The 16,839-nt window shown below is 50.1% G+C and carries 14 protein-coding genes; 10 read left to right on the top strand and 4 right to left on the bottom strand.

The window, feature by feature from the left end:
* Positions 1 to 9 precede the first annotated feature (9 nt).
* Positions 10 to 1,716 carry a nitrate/nitrite two-component system sensor histidine kinase NarQ gene (narQ, locus tag LC084_RS16590; RefSeq protein WP_226572283.1) on the bottom strand — a complete coding sequence of 569 codons (1,707 nt, stop codon included), beginning with the start codon at positions 1,714 to 1,716 and terminating at the stop codon, positions 10 to 12.
* Between the two features lie 398 nt (positions 1,717 to 2,114).
* Between narQ and aegA the strand changes: the two genes are divergently transcribed.
* From aegA to LC084_RS16575, 3 genes are all read left to right on the top strand, one after another.
* Positions 2,115 to 4,085, top strand: coding sequence for a formate-dependent uric acid utilization protein AegA (gene aegA, locus LC084_RS16585; RefSeq protein WP_226572372.1), 1,971 nt, complete (start codon positions 2,115 to 2,117; stop codon positions 4,083 to 4,085).
* A gap of 84 nt (positions 4,086 to 4,169) precedes the next feature.
* Entirely contained in the window at positions 4,170 to 4,745 is a 576-nt protein-coding gene (gene nudK / locus LC084_RS16580; protein ID WP_226572282.1) for a GDP-mannose pyrophosphatase NudK, read from the top strand.
* A 171-nt stretch (positions 4,746 to 4,916) separates the two neighbouring features.
* A complete protein-coding gene (locus LC084_RS16575) occupies positions 4,917 to 5,930 on the top strand; it encodes a DUF1176 domain-containing protein (RefSeq protein WP_226572371.1) in 1,014 nt (337 codons plus the stop codon).
* Positions 5,931 to 6,002: 72 nt separating this feature from the next.
* Here LC084_RS16575 and tal read toward each other — a convergent pair whose 3' ends face one another.
* Positions 6,003 to 6,959 (bottom strand): transaldolase, encoded by a 957-nt coding sequence (gene tal, locus LC084_RS16570; protein WP_226572281.1) that lies wholly within the window; start codon positions 6,957 to 6,959, stop codon positions 6,003 to 6,005.
* Positions 6,960 to 7,231: 272 nt separating this feature from the next.
* Here tal and maeB point away from each other — a divergent pair, with 272 nt between their 5' ends.
* Positions 7,232 to 9,511, top strand: coding sequence for an NADP-dependent oxaloacetate-decarboxylating malate dehydrogenase (maeB, locus tag LC084_RS16565; protein WP_226572280.1), 2,280 nt, complete (start codon positions 7,232 to 7,234; stop codon positions 9,509 to 9,511).
* A 154-nt stretch (positions 9,512 to 9,665) separates the two neighbouring features.
* On the opposite strand, the gene hemF is transcribed toward maeB, so the two are convergent.
* Positions 9,666 to 10,568, bottom strand: coding sequence for an oxygen-dependent coproporphyrinogen oxidase (hemF, locus tag LC084_RS16560; protein ID WP_226572279.1), 903 nt, complete (start codon positions 10,566 to 10,568; stop codon positions 9,666 to 9,668).
* Between the two features lie 3 nt (positions 10,569 to 10,571).
* Positions 10,572 to 11,447, bottom strand: a complete 876-nt coding sequence (gene amiA / locus LC084_RS16555) for an N-acetylmuramoyl-L-alanine amidase AmiA (protein ID WP_226572278.1) — start codon at positions 11,445 to 11,447, stop codon at positions 10,572 to 10,574.
* Between the two features lie 217 nt (positions 11,448 to 11,664).
* Here amiA and LC084_RS16550 point away from each other — a divergent pair, with 217 nt between their 5' ends.
* The 6 genes from LC084_RS16550 to tssL all read left to right on the top strand — a co-directional run bounded on the left by LC084_RS16550 (position 11,665) and on the right by tssL (position 16,836).
* Positions 11,665 to 12,090, top strand: a complete 426-nt coding sequence (locus LC084_RS16550) for a GNAT family acetyltransferase (protein ID WP_226572277.1) — start codon at positions 11,665 to 11,667, stop codon at positions 12,088 to 12,090.
* A gap of 147 nt (positions 12,091 to 12,237) precedes the next feature.
* Positions 12,238 to 12,693: a DUF2919 domain-containing protein gene (locus LC084_RS16545; RefSeq protein WP_226572276.1), complete on the top strand. Its 456-nt coding sequence runs from the start codon at positions 12,238 to 12,240 to the stop codon at positions 12,691 to 12,693.
* Positions 12,694 to 12,736: 43 nt separating this feature from the next.
* Positions 12,737 to 13,312 carry an RpoE-regulated lipoprotein gene (locus tag LC084_RS16540; protein WP_226572275.1) on the top strand — a complete coding sequence of 192 codons (576 nt, stop codon included), beginning with the start codon at positions 12,737 to 12,739 and terminating at the stop codon, positions 13,310 to 13,312.
* A gap of 99 nt (positions 13,313 to 13,411) precedes the next feature.
* A complete protein-coding gene (locus LC084_RS16535; protein WP_226572274.1) occupies positions 13,412 to 14,311 on the top strand; it encodes a Dyp-type peroxidase in 900 nt (299 codons plus the stop codon).
* Between the two features lie 537 nt (positions 14,312 to 14,848).
* Positions 14,849 to 16,186: a type VI secretion system baseplate subunit TssK gene (gene tssK / locus LC084_RS16530; RefSeq protein WP_226572273.1), complete on the top strand. Its 1,338-nt coding sequence runs from the start codon at positions 14,849 to 14,851 to the stop codon at positions 16,184 to 16,186.
* A complete protein-coding gene (tssL, locus tag LC084_RS16525) occupies positions 16,183 to 16,836 on the top strand; it encodes a type VI secretion system protein TssL, short form (protein WP_226572272.1) in 654 nt (217 codons plus the stop codon). Before tssK ends, tssL begins: the two co-directional genes overlap by 4 nt.
* Positions 16,837 to 16,839 lie beyond the last annotated feature (3 nt).

The following is a 16,839-nucleotide window of genomic DNA, read 5'->3' as shown; positions in this document are numbered from 1 at the left end:
GTGCGACAGTTACGATGCAGCAACACCCGTTGTGTTGCCAGCATCAGTTGAAAAACTCAGGCTTACCAGTGTTCCGCCCGTTACTGGGCATGAGATAGCCAATTTCCCACCCAGGCGATGTGCCCGTTCATGCATGATATTTAAGCCGTAATGCCCCGCAGGCTCTTCAAGGCTTTGAATCCCACGGCCATTATCACGAACATAAACGGCGTGCCCCCCATCAGGAGATGAAATACAGCTTACCGAGATTTCACTGGCATTCGCGTGTTTGATGGCATTGAGTACAGCTTCCCGTACCAGTTGCAGTAAATGGACTTGTTGCTGAGCATCCAGGGCCTGCGTAGGCATTCGGCAGTCAAGGTGGATTTGCGCCGTAGTTTGCGCACGTAAAGGCTCAATCATTTCATGCAGGGCTGCAGACAAATCGGCTTGTTGCAGTGTCAGGCGGAATGTTGACAGTAGTTCGCGTAATTGCCGGTAGGCATCATTCAACGCCTTAGAGAAATCCTCAATGATTTGCCGCGCCATTGGGTTTTCCTGAGGAATACTCCTGTTCAGCAGAGCCATCTGAATGCGCAAGTAAGAGAGCACCTGGGCCAGGGAGTCATGCAATTCGCGGGCAATAGTGGCTCGTTCTTCCATCAACAAAAGTTGCTGATAGTGTTTTTGCGCCTGGTTAAAAAACAACCCTCTGCCTAGCATGTTGGCTACACTCTTCATCATCTGAGCCGGTGGCGTTTCGGGTTCAGCCTGCCAACGTAATTGACCAAAAACAGTATCTTGCATAGTGACTGGAATGGTCTGCCAGTCTCTTTCTGGAGCTTCGTTACCTTCGCGAATAGACCAATTTTCACCCACCAGCATTTCAATACACTCAACATGCTCATGTTGGCGGATTATCTGCAATATATGGCGAAAACTCAGTGGATCCATCGAACTGGTGTTCATCGCCTGGGAGCAGTTATACAACACTTCAAGCATCCGGTTGGCTTGTTGTAAATCTTGTGTCTTCTCGGCGACCTTTTCTTCCAACGATCGGTAAAACTTGTGTAGCTCGTCTGTCATAGCAGTAAAACTGCGTGACAGCATACCCAGCTCATTCGGTAATTCCGTATGCAGCCGCGGAATTTGGAACACGCCGTCCTGCATTTTTTTACTTGCAGCAACCAGGGATTCCAGAGGAGACACGACATGCAGACGGATGCGTTCCAGCGTAAAAAAGATAACCAGTAAAATGGTCATGAAACCGAGAGCAGCAAATACTGCCACCAGCATCACTTTCTTCTCTGCATACCGCTGCAGTGCAAAAACGAATTCGTTGATGTTACCAACATAGTTGGCAATATTTTGCTGGTACCAGGTCTGGTTTCCTGCCTGCAGTTGGTTCCGCATTTCCTCCCAGGCAGTATGAATCTGAGCGTAGCGTTCGCGCACATTAGTGGGAACATACCAATGGTTAAGGGATTGAAAAACAGGGGAGTTTAGTGATGCTGTGTATTTTTTTTGGTGCTCGGGCAGCATGGACGGGTCAGTTTGTAAATCATAGCCCATTCGGTAACTTTGCATGCGTAATGAACCGGCGATATTCACGGCCTGTGCATCGCTCAGACTGCTGGAAAGTGTCACCAGAGCCAGACCAGTGGACAGCAGTGAAACCAGAACAATACACAGGAATGCGCGGGCAAGAGTTGAAGATACTGATTGCTTAACGATCACATGCCGTCCTTTTAACAAACGTATCAATGAAACGTTACCAGAAAGTAATTATGGCGGAAGAATCGCCACTTATGCAGAACCTTTTTTGATATCGCCACACATTATCAAGAAGCAGTATCCCAGGATAATTCCGTTTTAAATAAAACTCTGTTTTATAAAAAACGACAATTGTTTGATCCAACACAGTATAACTGCATTTTTCAGATAAACCTGGGCAACTGAACATTGCCTTACCACAAACAGGTCAGGTAATTAAATGAGTTTATACCCTTATTGCTTTTCGTGGAGGGTATCGTGACCTGCAAGGAGAAGGTGGCAGTCTGGTCTGCTGGTGGTTCTTCTTCTGAAGTGCGGGCGCTTATAAATACTGTACCTATTAATAATGGCCAGAATAAATGATGAATCGTTTTGTTATTGCTAACACCCAAAATTGCCTGGGATGCCATGCCTGTGAAGTTGCCTGTGTGATGTCCCATAATAATGAACACCATGTTGTCGCGCCGGAACAGTTTTTGCCGCGAATTCATGTGATTGCGCAAGGTGAGCAGCGCAGTGCGGTAACCTGCCGCCATTGTGAAGATGCCCCTTGCCTGCAAAGCTGCCCAAACGATGCGATTTATCGTGAAGCTGGCACTATCCAGTTGCGTAGCCAGAAGTGCATTGGTTGCAAGTCTTGTGTTGTTGCTTGTCCCTTCGGGGCGATGGACATCGTTGTTGATGCGCCAACAGCTTCCGGGCGTGGTATTGCTCAAAAATGTGATTTATGTGCAGAGCGGGAATCAGGCCCTGCCTGTGTGGAAAACTGCCCAAGCGGAGCATTAAAACTCATTACGCCGCAAACACTGGCATCGATTGCCAAACAACGCCGCCAGCAAGCTGCCGGGCGTGAGGCTGGCGGTAGCGCGCAGGTAAGCGTTGGCGTCAATCCTAAAGTGCAGCAAATGCGTACCACTGCGCGCCGTGAAGAGTCTGTCAAACTTGATGCAGAGCGGCGCAAGCGCTGTTTTGATGAAATTTACCTGACATATAACCGCGACCAGGCCAGTAATGCTGCCCGCCGCTGCCTGACTTGTGGTGAACACAGCATCTGTGAATGGTCTTGCCCGTTACATAACCATATTCCACAGTGGATAGAGTTAGTAAGAGAAGGCAAGGTGATGGAAGCCGTTGAACTTTCACACCAGACCAACAGCCTGCCTGAAATTACCGGGCGTGTTTGCCCGCAAGATCGTTTGTGTGAAAGCCAGTGTACATTGCGAGATAAATCCGGAGCCGTCACGATTGGTAATATCGAGCGTTATATTACCGACCAGGCCTTTTCTGCTGGCTGGAAACCGCAACTGGGCGATATTTCTCCAGTCAATAAATCTGTAGCTGTGATTGGTGCAGGCCCTGCTGGGCTTGCTTGCGCGGACGTGCTGACACGTAATGGTGTTTCGGTGACCGTTTTTGATCGCCACCCTGAAATTGGTGGGTTGCTCACGTTTGGTATTCCAGCGTTTAAACTCGAGAAAGCGCTGTTACAACGCCGCCGGGAGATCTTCACTGAGATGGGGGTAACATTCCATCTTAATTGTGAAGTGGGCGCTGACATTCCGTTAAAACAAATTCTTGAAGAGTATGATGCGGTTTTTGTTGGCGTGGGAACCTACCGTTCAATGAAAGCTGGGCTTGAAAATGAAGACGCACCTGGCGTTCATGATGCACTGCCGTACTTAATTGCCAATACGCGTAATGTTATGGGGCTGCCTGAATCCCCTAATGAACCTTATGCCAATCTGGCTGGCAAAGATGTTGTCGTGCTGGGTGGTGGTGATACAGCGATGGATTGTGTGCGTACCGCTTTGCGGCAGAATGCTGCCAATGTTACCTGTGCTTACCGGCGCGATGAAGCCAATATGCCAGGCTCGAAAAAAGAAGTAAAAAACGCCCGGGAAGAAGGGGCCGCATTTGAGTTTAATGTACAGCCACTGGAAATTGTGCTCAATGAGAAAGGGAGTGTGGCAGGCATTCGTATGCAGCGCACCCGTATGGGCGAACCTGATAGCGCCGGGCGACGGAGCCCGGTTCCTGTCGAAGGGAGCGAGTTTATATTACCGGCAGATGCAGTATTAATGGCTTTTGGTTTCCACCCACACAACTTACCGTGGCTGGAAGAACAAGGTGTCTCGCTGGATAACCGCGGGCGTATTCTGGCCTATGTCACCAGCACTTATCGTTTCCAGACCAGCCATCCTAAAATCTTTGCTGGCGGTGATGCAGTACGTGGTGCTGATCTGGTTGTAACGGCAATGGCGGAAGGGCGGCACGCAGCGCAGGGAATTATGAATTATCTCAGTATCGTGCCTCAACAGCCCTGGTTGCAATAGCGTTTTTAACGGTAATAAAACGGCAACGACAAATCGCCTTTGGCGGCGTAGTATGGTGACTCATGTCTTATTTCGGGAGCCGCTATGCCGCCAAAAATTACTATCATCAAAGACAAAGTCCTCTCTGATAATTACTTTATTCTGCGCAATATTACCTATGACTTGACCCGCCATGATGGTGAAGTAATTCGCCAAAAGCGTGAGGTTTATGACCGGGGAAATGGCGCGACAATCTTGCTGTATAACCGCGACCAGCGCAGTGTGGTATTAACCCGCCAGTTTCGTGTGGCAACCTGGGTGAATGGCAATGAGGATGGGCGGCTGATTGAGGCATGTGCCGGGTTACTGGATAACGATGCACCTGAAGCTTGCGCACGCAAAGAAGCGATGGAAGAGACGGGTTACCAGGTGGGTGAGGTCGAGAAAGTCTTTGAACTGTATATGTCTCCTGGTGGTGTAACTGAAGTTGTTTATTTCTTTATTGCACCCTATAGCGAGCAATTGAAGAAAAGTGCCGGGGGCGGTGTTGATGATGAAGCTATTGATGTCATTGAAATGGCTTTTGATGATGCGATAGAAAAAATGCGTAACGGCGAGATTTGTGATGGCAAAACAGTGATTTTACTGCAACATCTTAAGCTAAGTGGTTATATGGATTAACGACTACATATCATTTTGATATTGGTTTTTTTCAATCCGACAAATCTTATTGAGCCAGCCCGCAAGGGGAACGAAGATACGGCGACGTTATTTTGCTCATTCTGGTTTACAGGATTGTCTGTGCGCTTATCATCCGGTCGTCTCTTTTTTCTGGGTATTTTATTATCCGGTATGTTGCCGGGGCTCGCTTTTGCCGGCCCCGCGCAGCAGCAATTTGCTGACTGGCTGGTCACCTGTAATAACCAAAATTTTTGCCAGGCACGTAATGTCAGCCATCATCATGGGCTGATAATGGCGTTATCGCGCAGTGCTGGAGCCAAAGACGATATGTCTTTACGTATTGAACTGGGCTCACTTTATGCACCGCCTACAAAGTTACCGGCAATTAATGGCCGCCTGTTATGGCACGGTAAACCATTACAACTGGATAAAAAGGCCTGGCAAATTACACCTCATCGGGTAAAAACGACTAACCCGGCTGTGATAACGGCATTGGTACGCAGCCTGGTGGCAGAACCAGATAATTCATCTATAACCCTTGCTCATGCACAGGGTTCTATTTCTCTTGATGGCATGAAACGCGCAATGGCATTTATCGATGCTATGCAGAAACGGCAGGGCAACCAAAGTGCCTGGGTTGAACCTGGTGTTTTACCACCGCAGAGAACACCCCCGGCACCCGGCTTACTGGCAATTGATAAACCTGAACTTCCGATAAAACCACTCAGCGCAAAAGAGCTAAACGATCTGCTGGATTACGGATCATGGCGCATGGCAAACAGCCGCTGTTCAATGGATCCTTCGCAACGTGAGGTTCGTGTTGCTCCGCTGTCCGGTAATAAAGCCATTCTGATGGTGAGTTGTGAGTCTGGTGCCTATAACGTGGTGGACCTGGTCTGGGTTCTGAACCGTGAAAAGCCTTTTCATGCCCGGCGTATTCACTTGCGCCTGCCTTTTAACTGGGAAGACCACGACAGAGATGTGGAACTGATGAATACCCGTTTCGATGATCATGACCAGGTGTTTATTACCCTGAATAAAGGGCGTGGGTTTGCTGATTGTGGGGTGACGACCCGCTGGCGTTATACTGATGAACAGTTCAGGTTAGTGCGCCTGGCTTCTCAACCTGTGTGTGATGGCCAGGAAACCGCTGATGCCTGGCCGACGTTGTGGGTGGCGAACTGAAACCTTGGGTGGTTAAGGTAGCTGAGGCCAAATTTCACAATTTCACAATGGCCTCGCCACCCAATGAACCCGTTACTGCTGGTTTTTGGCTGCCAGTAAATCTTCCAGTTTCCGCTGGTCGGCGGCGAATAATCTTATCCCTTCTGCCAGTTTATCTGTCGCCATTTCATCCAGGTTTTGCTCCCAGCGGTATGCCGCTTCACTCAACGGTTGTGGTGTTGAGAACGTTTCAGAAGACGGGATCAATTTACGGATAACCGGCTCATCACTATTCTGCAGTTCTTCCAGCAATGCCGGTGAAATGGTTAACCGGTCACAACCGGCCAGCGCAAGAATTTGTTCAATACGACGGAAGCTGGCACCCATGATAATGGTTGGGTAACGGTGGCGTTTCATGTAATCGTAAATATTACGTACTGATTTCACACCGGGATCTTCTTCCACAACATAAGGCGACAACGGCGTACGGGCCTGAAACCAGTCATAAATACGCCCGACAAAAGGTGAGATAAGAAAAACACCCGCCTCAGCACAGGCTCTGGCCTGAGCCAGTGAAAACAACAAAGTGAGATTACAGTGAATACCATCGCGTTCCAGGTGTTCTGCTGCGCGGATCCCTTCCCAGGTTGCTGCCAGCTTGATAAGAATACGTGACGTATCAAACCCTTGAGCCGCATACATTTCCACTAACTCATGCGCCTTACGAATACTTTTTTGAGTATCGAAGGAGAGGTGCGCATCCACTTCTGTAGACACCCGGCCGGGGATGTTTTTCAGAATTTCTGCACCGACATTTACCGCCAGTTTGTCGCAAGCGGCTTTAATTTGGACTTCCTGGGTTGCACCTTGCTTGTTGCCCCAGGCCAAAGCGTCTTCAATCAAATGCTGATATTGCGGCAGGCTGGCAGCCTTGAGCAATAAAGACGGGTTGGTGGTCGCATCCTGAGGCTGGTAGTGCAGAATAGATGAGATATCGCCACTGTCGGCGACGACGGTCGTAAACTGTTTAATTGCATCAAGTTGGTTCATGTTGACTTCTCCTGTATTCAGAACCGGCGCTTTCTCCGCACGCCAGGTAAAAACGAGACCTGGTTAACAAAAAGAGTAGCAAACAACCCATGCAGTGGTTCCGCGTCCGGGTAACATACTATTTATAATTAGCTAACAAATATTTGACTATTTTCAGGAATCTAACTGCCTTCAAAGTTTAGGTTGCACCACCAGGTAATACTTGTCCTGCCTGGCGGATTACATCGTACCGCTTCTTTTCATCGCCTGCTTGAAACTAACAGGATTACAAAATGGACGAACAACTAAAGCAAAGTGCCCTCGATTTTCATGAATTCCCCGTTCCGGGGAAAATTCAGGTTTCACCAACCAAACCACTGGCAACTCAACGCGACCTTGCGCTGGCTTACTCACCGGGCGTTGCTGCACCTTGCCTGGAGATTGCTGAAAATCCACTTGCCGCGCATAAATATACAGCGCGTGGCAACCTGGTGGCAGTGGTTTCTAACGGTACTGCCGTTTTGGGGTTGGGAAATATAGGGGCACTGGCCGGAAAACCCGTAATGGAAGGTAAAGGGGTTCTGTTTAAAAAATTTGCGGGTATTGATGTGTTCGATATAGAAGTAGACGAACACGATCCTGATAAATTGATCGATGTGGTGGCAGCCCTGGAGCCAACATTTGGCGGGATCAACCTGGAAGATATTAAAGCGCCCGAGTGTTTCTACATTGAGAAGAAACTCCGCGAACGCATGAAGATCCCGGTGTTTCATGATGATCAGCACGGCACGGCGATCATCTGTACCGCTGCGGTATTAAACGGCTTGCGGGTAGTGAAAAAGCACATTGCTGATGTTCGTTTGGTTGTTTCTGGAGCAGGTGCCTCCGCGATTGCCTGTATGAACCTGCTGGTGGCGTTAGGAATGCAAAAACACAATATTGTGGTGTGCGATTCCAAAGGCGTTATCTACCAGGGGCGTGATGCCAACATGGTAGAAACCAAAGCTGCCTATGCCGTACTGGATGATGGGCGGCGCACACTGGATGATGTCATTTCCGGCGCTGATATTTTTCTTGGCTGTTCAGGCCCGAAAGTGCTGACACAAGACATGGTGAAAAAAATGGCCGATGCGCCATTAATTCTTGCTCTGGCGAACCCGGAACCAGAAATCCTCCCACCACTGGCTAAAGAAGTTCGCGCTGATGCCATTATTTGCACTGGCCGCTCTGATTACCCTAACCAGGTGAATAACGTTTTGTGCTTCCCGTTTATTTTCCGCGGTGCACTGGATGTGGGGGCCACCGCCATTAACGAAGAGATGAAGCTGGCTGCGGTACATGCTATTGCTGAACTGGCTCATGCTGAGCAAAGCGAAGTTGTGGCGTCGGCTTATGGTGACCAGGAACTGAGTTTTGGCCCGGATTACCTGATTCCGAAACCCTTCGACCCGCGCCTGATTGTCAAAATTGCCCCTGCGGTGGCGAAAGCTGCAATGGATTCTGGTGTGGCGACACGCCCTATTGAAGACATGGATGCCTACCGGGAAAAACTGACTGAGTTTGTGTATAAAACCAACCTGTTCATGAAGCCCATTTTCTCACAGGCGCGCAAAGACCCGAAACGCATTGTGCTGGCCGAAGGGGAAGAACCACGCGTGCTGCATGCTACGCAAGAGCTGGTTACCCTTGGCCTGGCCCGCCCGATTCTGATAGGTCGCCCAGGGGTTATCGACATGCGTATCAAAAAACTCGGTCTGCAAATTGAACTGGGTAAAGATTTCGATATTGTTAATAATGAATCCGACCCGCGTTTTAAAGCCTACTGGACGGAATACTACAACCTGATGAAACGCCGTGGCGTCACTCAGGAACAGGCTCAGCGTACCGTTATCAGCAACACAACCGTGATTGGTGCGATTATGGTGCACCGTGGTGAAGCCGATGGCCTGATTTGCGGAACTGTAGGGGAATACCACGAGCATTTCACCATTCTGGAAAAATTGTTTGGCTACCGTGATGAAGTAAAAGCAGCCGGCGCGATGAATGCGTTATTGCTGCCCAGTGGTAACACTTTTATTGCCGATACCTACGTCAATGATGACCCCAACCCGGAACAATTAACGGAAATTACTTTGCTGGCGGCAGAGACCGTACGCCGGTTTGGGATTGAGCCGCGAGTGGCGTTGTTGTCGCACTCAAATTACGGCTCTTCTGATGCACCTGCTGCGGTGAAAATGCGTGAAACCTTGCAACGAGTACGTGAGCGAGCACCAGACCTGATGATTGATGGTGAGATGCATGGTGATGCGGCGCTGACAGAAAGTATCCGCCAGGAGCGGATGCCAGACAGCCCGCTGAAAGGGGCGGCTAATATCCTCATTATGCCAAACATGGAAGCTGCACGTATTAGCTACAACCTGTTGCGGGTTTCCAGCTCTGAAGGTGTCACTGTGGGGCCCGTGCTGATGGGGATAGCCAAACCGGTGCATGTTCTGACGCCAATTGCCTCAGTGCGGCGAATTGTGAATATGGTGGCACTGGCCGTGGTGGAAGCACAGACCTCACCCATTTAACTGCTCTGGGGACACTTTTGTTGCGCTGCCTGCATGTGGCACCACACGGAGTATCCCTGCAGTTGGCTGTTACAGATCTGGTGTTTTAACAGGATTTTAGTATTACAACGTTGATGTCTGTTTGCCCCACTCTGCCGTGGGGCTTTTTTGGGCCTTAAACCCACTCTTTGATCGGCAGAAAATCCGTATAGAGTGCGGCTTCCGGGCTACCTTCTTCTGGTGACCAGTCGTACTCCCAGCGCACTAACGGTGGCATGGACATCAAGATAGACTCCGTGCGCCCGCCACTTTGCAAACCAAATAACGTGCCACGGTCCCAGACCAGGTTAAATTCAACATAACGCCCACGGCGGTATAACTGGAACTGGCGTTCCCGTTCCCCCCAGGGAATACCTTTGCGCCGTTCAACAATGGGCAGGTAAGCTTGAGAGAAACCTTCACCAACCGCCTGAGTAAAGCGGAAGCACTGGTCAAAGTTGGGTGCGTTCAGGTCATCAAAAAATAAGCCGCCAATACCCCGTGCTTCGTTACGGTGGCGCAGCCAGAAATACTCATCGCACCATTTTTTATAACGTGGATATACCTCTTCGCCAAAAGGCGCGCACAAGTCATGTGCTGTGCGGTGCCAGTGCACAGCATCTTCTTTAAAACCATAGAACGGTGTAAGGTCAAACCCGCCACCAAACCACCATACCGGGTCTGCTCCGGGTTTTTCTGCCATAAAAAAACGCACATTGGCATGGCTGGTGGGCACATAAGGGTTGTGGGGATGAATAACCAGTGAAACCCCCATAGCTTCAAAGCTACGCCCTGCCAGTTCCGGCCGGTGTGCCGTTGCTGAGCCAGGCATTGTGTCGCCATGAACATGGGAGAAATTCACACCAGCCTGTTCAAACACAGTGCCGCGCAGTACTCGGCTACGCCCACCGCCGCCGCCTTCTCGGGCCCAGTTGTCTTCACTAAATTCTGCCGTGTCCTGGGCACTTAATTGCTGGCACAGGCGGTCCTGTAAACCCAGCAGCCAGTCTTTAACAGCATTGAAATCAGGCTGTTCCATAAGTTATCCGTGTCGTGTGTGGGCTTTGTGGTTATCAAACCAGTTAAAGTAGCTGTCAACACCATCTGAAATGGCTGTAGCTATCTTTTTGCGAAACGCCGTGGTACCGAGCTGGCGCTCTTCAGCCGGGTTGGTAATAAAAGACGTTTCAACCAGCACTGAAGGAATAGACGGCGATTTTAACACGACAAATGCAGCCTGCTCGGTGTGGTTACTGTGCAGGTGGTGAATCGGTTTTATCTGGCGGATGATATGTGAGCCGAGCGTCAGGCTGTTTTTAATCGTATCGGTCTGCACCAGATCAAACAGCACCTGCTGCAAATAGTGGTCACGGTCTTTAACTTGCTTACCGGCTACATCATCTGCGGCGTTTTCACGATCAGACAAGTATTTCGCCATAGCACTACTGGCACCACGGTTGGAAAGCGCAAATACTGATGCACCAGCAGCCTGAGGGCTGGTAAAGCCATCGGCGTGGATCGATAAAAACAGATCAGCACCATGTTTATGGGCTATTTCAACCCGGTCATACAGAGGAATAAACATATCGGTAGTCCGGGTCAGGCGCGCGTCGAAACCTTTCTGGCGCAACATACCCCGTACATATTTGGCGATAGCCAGAACGACATGTTTCTCTTCTGAACCATGATGGCCAATAGCACCTGAATCAATACCGCCGTGGCCTGGGTCAATCATAACAATACGCCTGGCGCTTTTATGGCTGGTTTTTGCCTTACTGTGGGCATTGTGTGTTTTCAGTGGCTGAGCCGTTTCTTTCGCAAGTGCTTTCGTTGTGCTTGCTACGGTCAGCGCCGCCAGGCCCGTCAGAAGTAGCTGGCGGCGGGAAGTAAGTCGTTTAAGCAGTTTTAATTTACTCATGCGGCCTGAAATATATGCTAAGTGGATTCTGAATTATTGTTATATCGTATCGTCAACACATCAACGACAATCGCTGCATTAAAAAAGTTTTACGTTTCATTTCAATGGATGACAGCCAGGCATTATGCCATTTTTACAACATAGATGTGTCTGATATTGGCTATTGCTGCGCTAACGTTCATAATCATCCTTTTGGGTTAACTTAGTGAGGATAACCATGGAGATACGCGTTTTTCGCCAGGACGACTTCGAAGAGGTGATCACTCTGTGGGAACGTTGTGAACTTTTGCGCCCATGGAATGATCCGGAAATGGATATTGAACGTAAGATGAATCACGACCCGGAGCTATTTCTGGTAGCTGAAGTGGGCGGGGAAATTGTCGGTTCTGTCATGGGCGGTTACGACGGGCATCGCGGTGCAGCCTATTATCTGGGGGTTCATCCGGAGTTCCGTGGGCGCGGTATCGCGAATGCATTATTGAATCGCCTGGAGAAAAAGCTAATTGCCCGTGGTTGCCCAAAAATTAATCTGCTGGTGCGGGAAGAAAATGACAGTGTTCTGGCAATGTATGAACACCTGGGTTATGAAGTGCATGATTCTATTAGCATGGGGAAACGTCTGATAGAAGACCAGGAATATTAAGCAGGCCTGCGTTAAATATTGTTATATTTCGTGGCGCTTTCTTACATCTGTTAGCAGGTGAATTGCTCTTTTTATCCTTTGTTTTATTAAGGGTAAAGCCCGGCGACTTCGGCGCTTATTTATCCCTTCGGCCCCAAGTTGAGTACGATGAAAAATAAATATACCCGGGTTACGCCCGATGATTACGACTCAACAGGGCGTTTACGCTTACCTGTTCTATTTTGGGCTGTGTTACTGCTACAGGCTCGAACTTGGGTATTGTTTATTATGGCTGGCGCCTCCCGTCAGCAAGGTGATACCTTACTTACGGTTTTTTACCCCGAACATCAGGCATTCTGGGGCGGTTTGCTAACCGGCCTGCCAGCGCTTGCGGGGTTTTTCTTGTGTGCCTGGCGCCAGCATTTTCTAAGGCTTTGGCACTGTTCGTACTGGATTTTGCTGGTGGTTCAAGTGGTTATCATATGCCAGACAGCATTCCATTTTTTTCAGGACGATGCCAGTTCGCCGGTGTCGTTACTGTTTTGTGTTGCTGACGTTGTTGCGCTTTTCTGGTGGGTGACGAATCCTCGCTTACGGCAGTGCTTTTACGCCCCCATGGAGTAAAGCCACCAGTGCAGCAATACAATCAGGATAAGGAACCCTGTAGATGAATACACGACGCATTCTGATTTGTGCCATACCGCTGTTGTTAAGTGGTTGCGCTTCTTTCTCCTCCTTTCAGTGGTCTTCTCTTGCCCCCTGGAACTGGTTTGGCAGTGATTTATCAGTAACTGAGCAAGGGCTTGGTACTCTGACCACCCGCACACCGTTAACCCGCGAAGGCATCAGTGCTGCGATTGGCAGCGGCTACCACTTGCGTGAAGGGATGAAAATGCAAAGTGGTGAAGTGGTTCGCTACTTTGAAGCGCTCAAAGATAACAAGGTGATGTTAGTCATTAGTGGTGACAAAGGATCCCTGGCGCGCATTGTGGTTACCGACCCGGAAGTTAGCAGCAATGCTGGTGTGCAAATTGGCGCGCCTTTTAGTGATATTTTTGATAAAGCACAGGGGCATTGCCTGGCCGGAACTGGAGATGAACGCGGTAATGTAGATTGCACGGCTCCCGGCAGCCAGCATATCCATTATGTCTTTAGTGGTGAGTGGCAAGGGCCGGAAGGGCTTATCCCACCGGATGAAACACTCAAAAACTGGACCGTTGCGCAAATTGTTTGGGTGCGTTGAACCCTGACTTGCGCAGCCGCAAAGAGTGTTATTCAAAAAAGAATATAATCATGCCCAAAAGTGCCGCATCAGGCGGCACAATTTTATTCAGGAGGCGTTATGTCTGAGGCACAAAGTGGTATTTTGCCTGAACATTGTCGGGCCGCAATCTGGCTGGAGGGCCGGGTTCAGGGAGAAGTTGGCGCATTACGTGAAGCAAGCAAGCGCTTTAGCGAAAAACTGAGTGAGCTGCAAGCGCAGTTCCCGGATGCGCATTTAGGTGCGGTTGTTGCGTTTGGGCATGATACCTGGCGTGAATTAAGTGGCGGCAAGGGTGCAGAAGAGCTGAAAAACTTTACCCCTTTAGGCAAAGGCCTGGCCCCGGCAACTCAGTACGATGTAATGATTCATATTATGTCATTGCGCCATGACGTGAACTTTACTGTGGCACAAACAGTTGTGTCTCTGTTTAGCTCTGTGGTTAATTTTGTCGAAGAAACACATGGTTTCCGGTGGGTTGAAGACCGTGACCTGAGTGGTTTTGTTGATGGCACAGAGAACCCGGAAGGTGATGCACTTCGCCGTGAGGTCGCTGTTATCAATGACGGCATTGATGCGGGTGGCAGTTATGTACTGGTACAACGCTGGGAACATAACCTGGAACAACTGAACCGTATGGCCGTTTCTGAGCAGGAAATGGTATTCGGGCGTACCAAGGTCGCGAATGAAGAAATTGACCCGGATGAGCGCCCGGTTACATCGCATCTGACCCGTGTTGATTTGAAAGAAAATGGCAAAAGCATGAAAATTGTGCGCCAGAGCCTGCCTTATGGTACTGCCAGCGGCACGCATGGCCTCTACTTTTGCGCTTACTGCGCACGGCTACATAACATTGAAGCACAGCTATTGAGTATGTTTGGCGAAGCAGATGGAAAACGCGATGCAATGCTGCGTTTTACCCGACCGGTCACCGGGGGCTATTATTTCGCACCTTCGCGTGAACGCCTGGTTAACCTGTAACTGTCATTAAATTGTATACCACACCAGCCGTGTGAAGTGCTGGTGTGGTATAGCGCCAATCTCTCTTAACCTCACATATGTAAGCCCGGACAAATCGCGCTTTCCCTACAGGTATGTCACCGGTGGTGGGTTTGTGCTTGTTTCGAGTCCCGTCATTGCCACATAAATCAACCTGCGGGCAAATACGCTTAACGTTTTCGAGGGCAATATTCCACCTGAACAGCCCGGCCTCTCAGCGCTGGCTTTTACACTCCCTTATTCCTTCACTCTTTCCCTTCACAACCCTGATGTGCATTTTTTAAGGCAGGGTATTGGGTCATGCCTGGTTTTTATTTGGCCGTCATTTTTAATTCCCTGAATTATTTTTAGGATTTATATCCTAAGAAATTCCTTATTTACAATATAAAGATCTAAATATTTGATCAAAAATATAATGTTGCTCTATTATCACTGCCGCTGTGTGAAAGCTATACACAGCTTCCAGCCCCGCCTGGTCAACAGACATCAGGCGTGACAGTAAGGTGAAGGAGAACAGGGATGAAGATTTATCGCCCGCTTTGGGAAGACGGGGCCGTACTGGCACCACAGCAGTTTCAACAGCAGGCTAACTGGCAAGAGTATCTGGTTGATTCGCTGGCTCGAATGGGGGTTTCGCACCCATGGGGTGTAGTGGCCGCTGAGTTTGATGACTCTGCGCTGGAGTTATCGCGCCTGAATATGACACGCCTGGTGGTACGGTTTCAGGATGGAACACTTGTGGACTCTGGGCTTGCAGATAATTTGCCGCCAGTCTGCGAGGTGCCTTCGGTAACCGGTAGTGAAGCCATTGAGGTTGTGGCCGCGTTACCGTTATTAAGTGCCAGTGGCGGTAATCTGGCAGCCGGGCAGGGCAATGAGCGACCGCAGCGCTGGAAAGCAGAGCGGGTTGTGGTTCAGGACCTGGCAGGCCATGAGCGCACAGAACTGGCCGTATTGCGCCATGCCATCACGCTGCGGTTGTCTGGCCAGGAAAATACCGCATACCTCACTTGCCCGGTTGCCCGTCTGGTGCGTAATGCTCAGGGGCAGTGGTGCCGTGATAGCGCATTTATCCCACCATTGCTTTCTGTTGCCGCAAGCCCCGGCCTGGTTTCAGCGCTGAATGAATTACTGGTGCGTTTGCAGGCTCGCCGCCGCCGTCTGATGGCGATGCGCCGTGAGAGCAATGCACGTATGGCTGATTTTGCGGTGGCGGATGTCTCCCTATTCTGGCTACTCAACGCTCTGAATAGTGCCGAACCTGTATTAACCGCATTACTACAAGCGCCATCGCATCATCCGGAGTTGTTTTACCGCGAACTGGTACGCCTTGCAGGCAGCCTGCTCACCTTCTCACTGGCACATGATGCCGCAGATATTCCCGCATACCAGCATAATGCGCCTGAACAGGTGTTTCCCCCGTTGCTGGCACTGCTCGACAAATTGCTCGAAGCCAGCCTGCCATCGCGGGTTGTCAGTATTCAACTTGAGCATGCCGACCAAATTTGGAAAGGCTCCCTGCACGATGCCCGCCTGCGTGAAGGTGCCGATTTTTACCTCTCGGTGCGTGCTTCTCTGCCCAATCATGAATTGCAGGTGAAATTCCCACAACTGTGCAAGGCAGGCAGTTTTGGCGATGTGTCTGATGTGGTGAACGTGGCGCTGAGCGGCATCGTCATTACTCCACTTTCCCATGTGCCCGCTGCTATTCCACTACGCCTGGAAAATCAGTATTTCTCGCTGGACCTGCACTCGGATGCCGCAAGAGAAATGCTGGTAACCGGCAACTGCTCTTTTTACACCTCGGCTTCGCTGGGAGACGTGCAACTTGAACTTTATGCGGTACTGCGCACATGAACAGAAAAGAACAACAGCAAATTGAGCGCATCTTCTACCCGGGCTGGCTGATGGCAAGCCAACTACGCAGCGGGCTGGTGGTGCATGATGGCAAAGGTCTCTATCGCCGGGCCTGCCAGGTGGTAGAAGAGGCGCGAACTGCGCTTACTGAAGCGGGTTACAGTGATGCCCGGCGTGACCATATGGTCTATGCCCTGTGCGCATTGCTTGATGAGAGCGTAATGAACAGGGGAACAACCGATGACGGCTACCAGGCCTGGTACCGCGACCCGTTACAAGCGCATTTCTTTGGCTCACTAAATGCGGGTGAGGCTGTGTGGGCGCTTATTCGTGAAAAACGCCATGATCCCGAGCCAGATACCGCAGTGCTTACCTGCCTGTATCGCACCTTACAGCTTGGGTTTGTTGGGCAATATCGCTCCCAGGATGATGAACAGCGTGAGGATGTGGTCAAAGCACTTGGCGAACAGGTTCCTGGTTTCACCCAGGCTCAGGATGCACCCATTGTGGTCATGCCTTCTCAACGGCACAGCGGCAGGCGGGGCTACGGACTGTTCTGGATAGCCGGGGCCGGGATGCTGGCTGCACTGTGGTTTGTGCTTTCCTCTTCTCTTACTGAACTGGTTAACCAGATAATCCTGCCGGGGTAAACG

This window comes from Mangrovibacter yixingensis, from assembly GCF_020523985.1.
Lineage (GTDB): Bacteria > Pseudomonadota > Gammaproteobacteria > Enterobacterales > Enterobacteriaceae > Mangrovibacter > Mangrovibacter yixingensis.
Note: the sequence above shows the minus strand (reverse complement) of the source record. Positions and strands in the feature narration are given on the sequence as shown.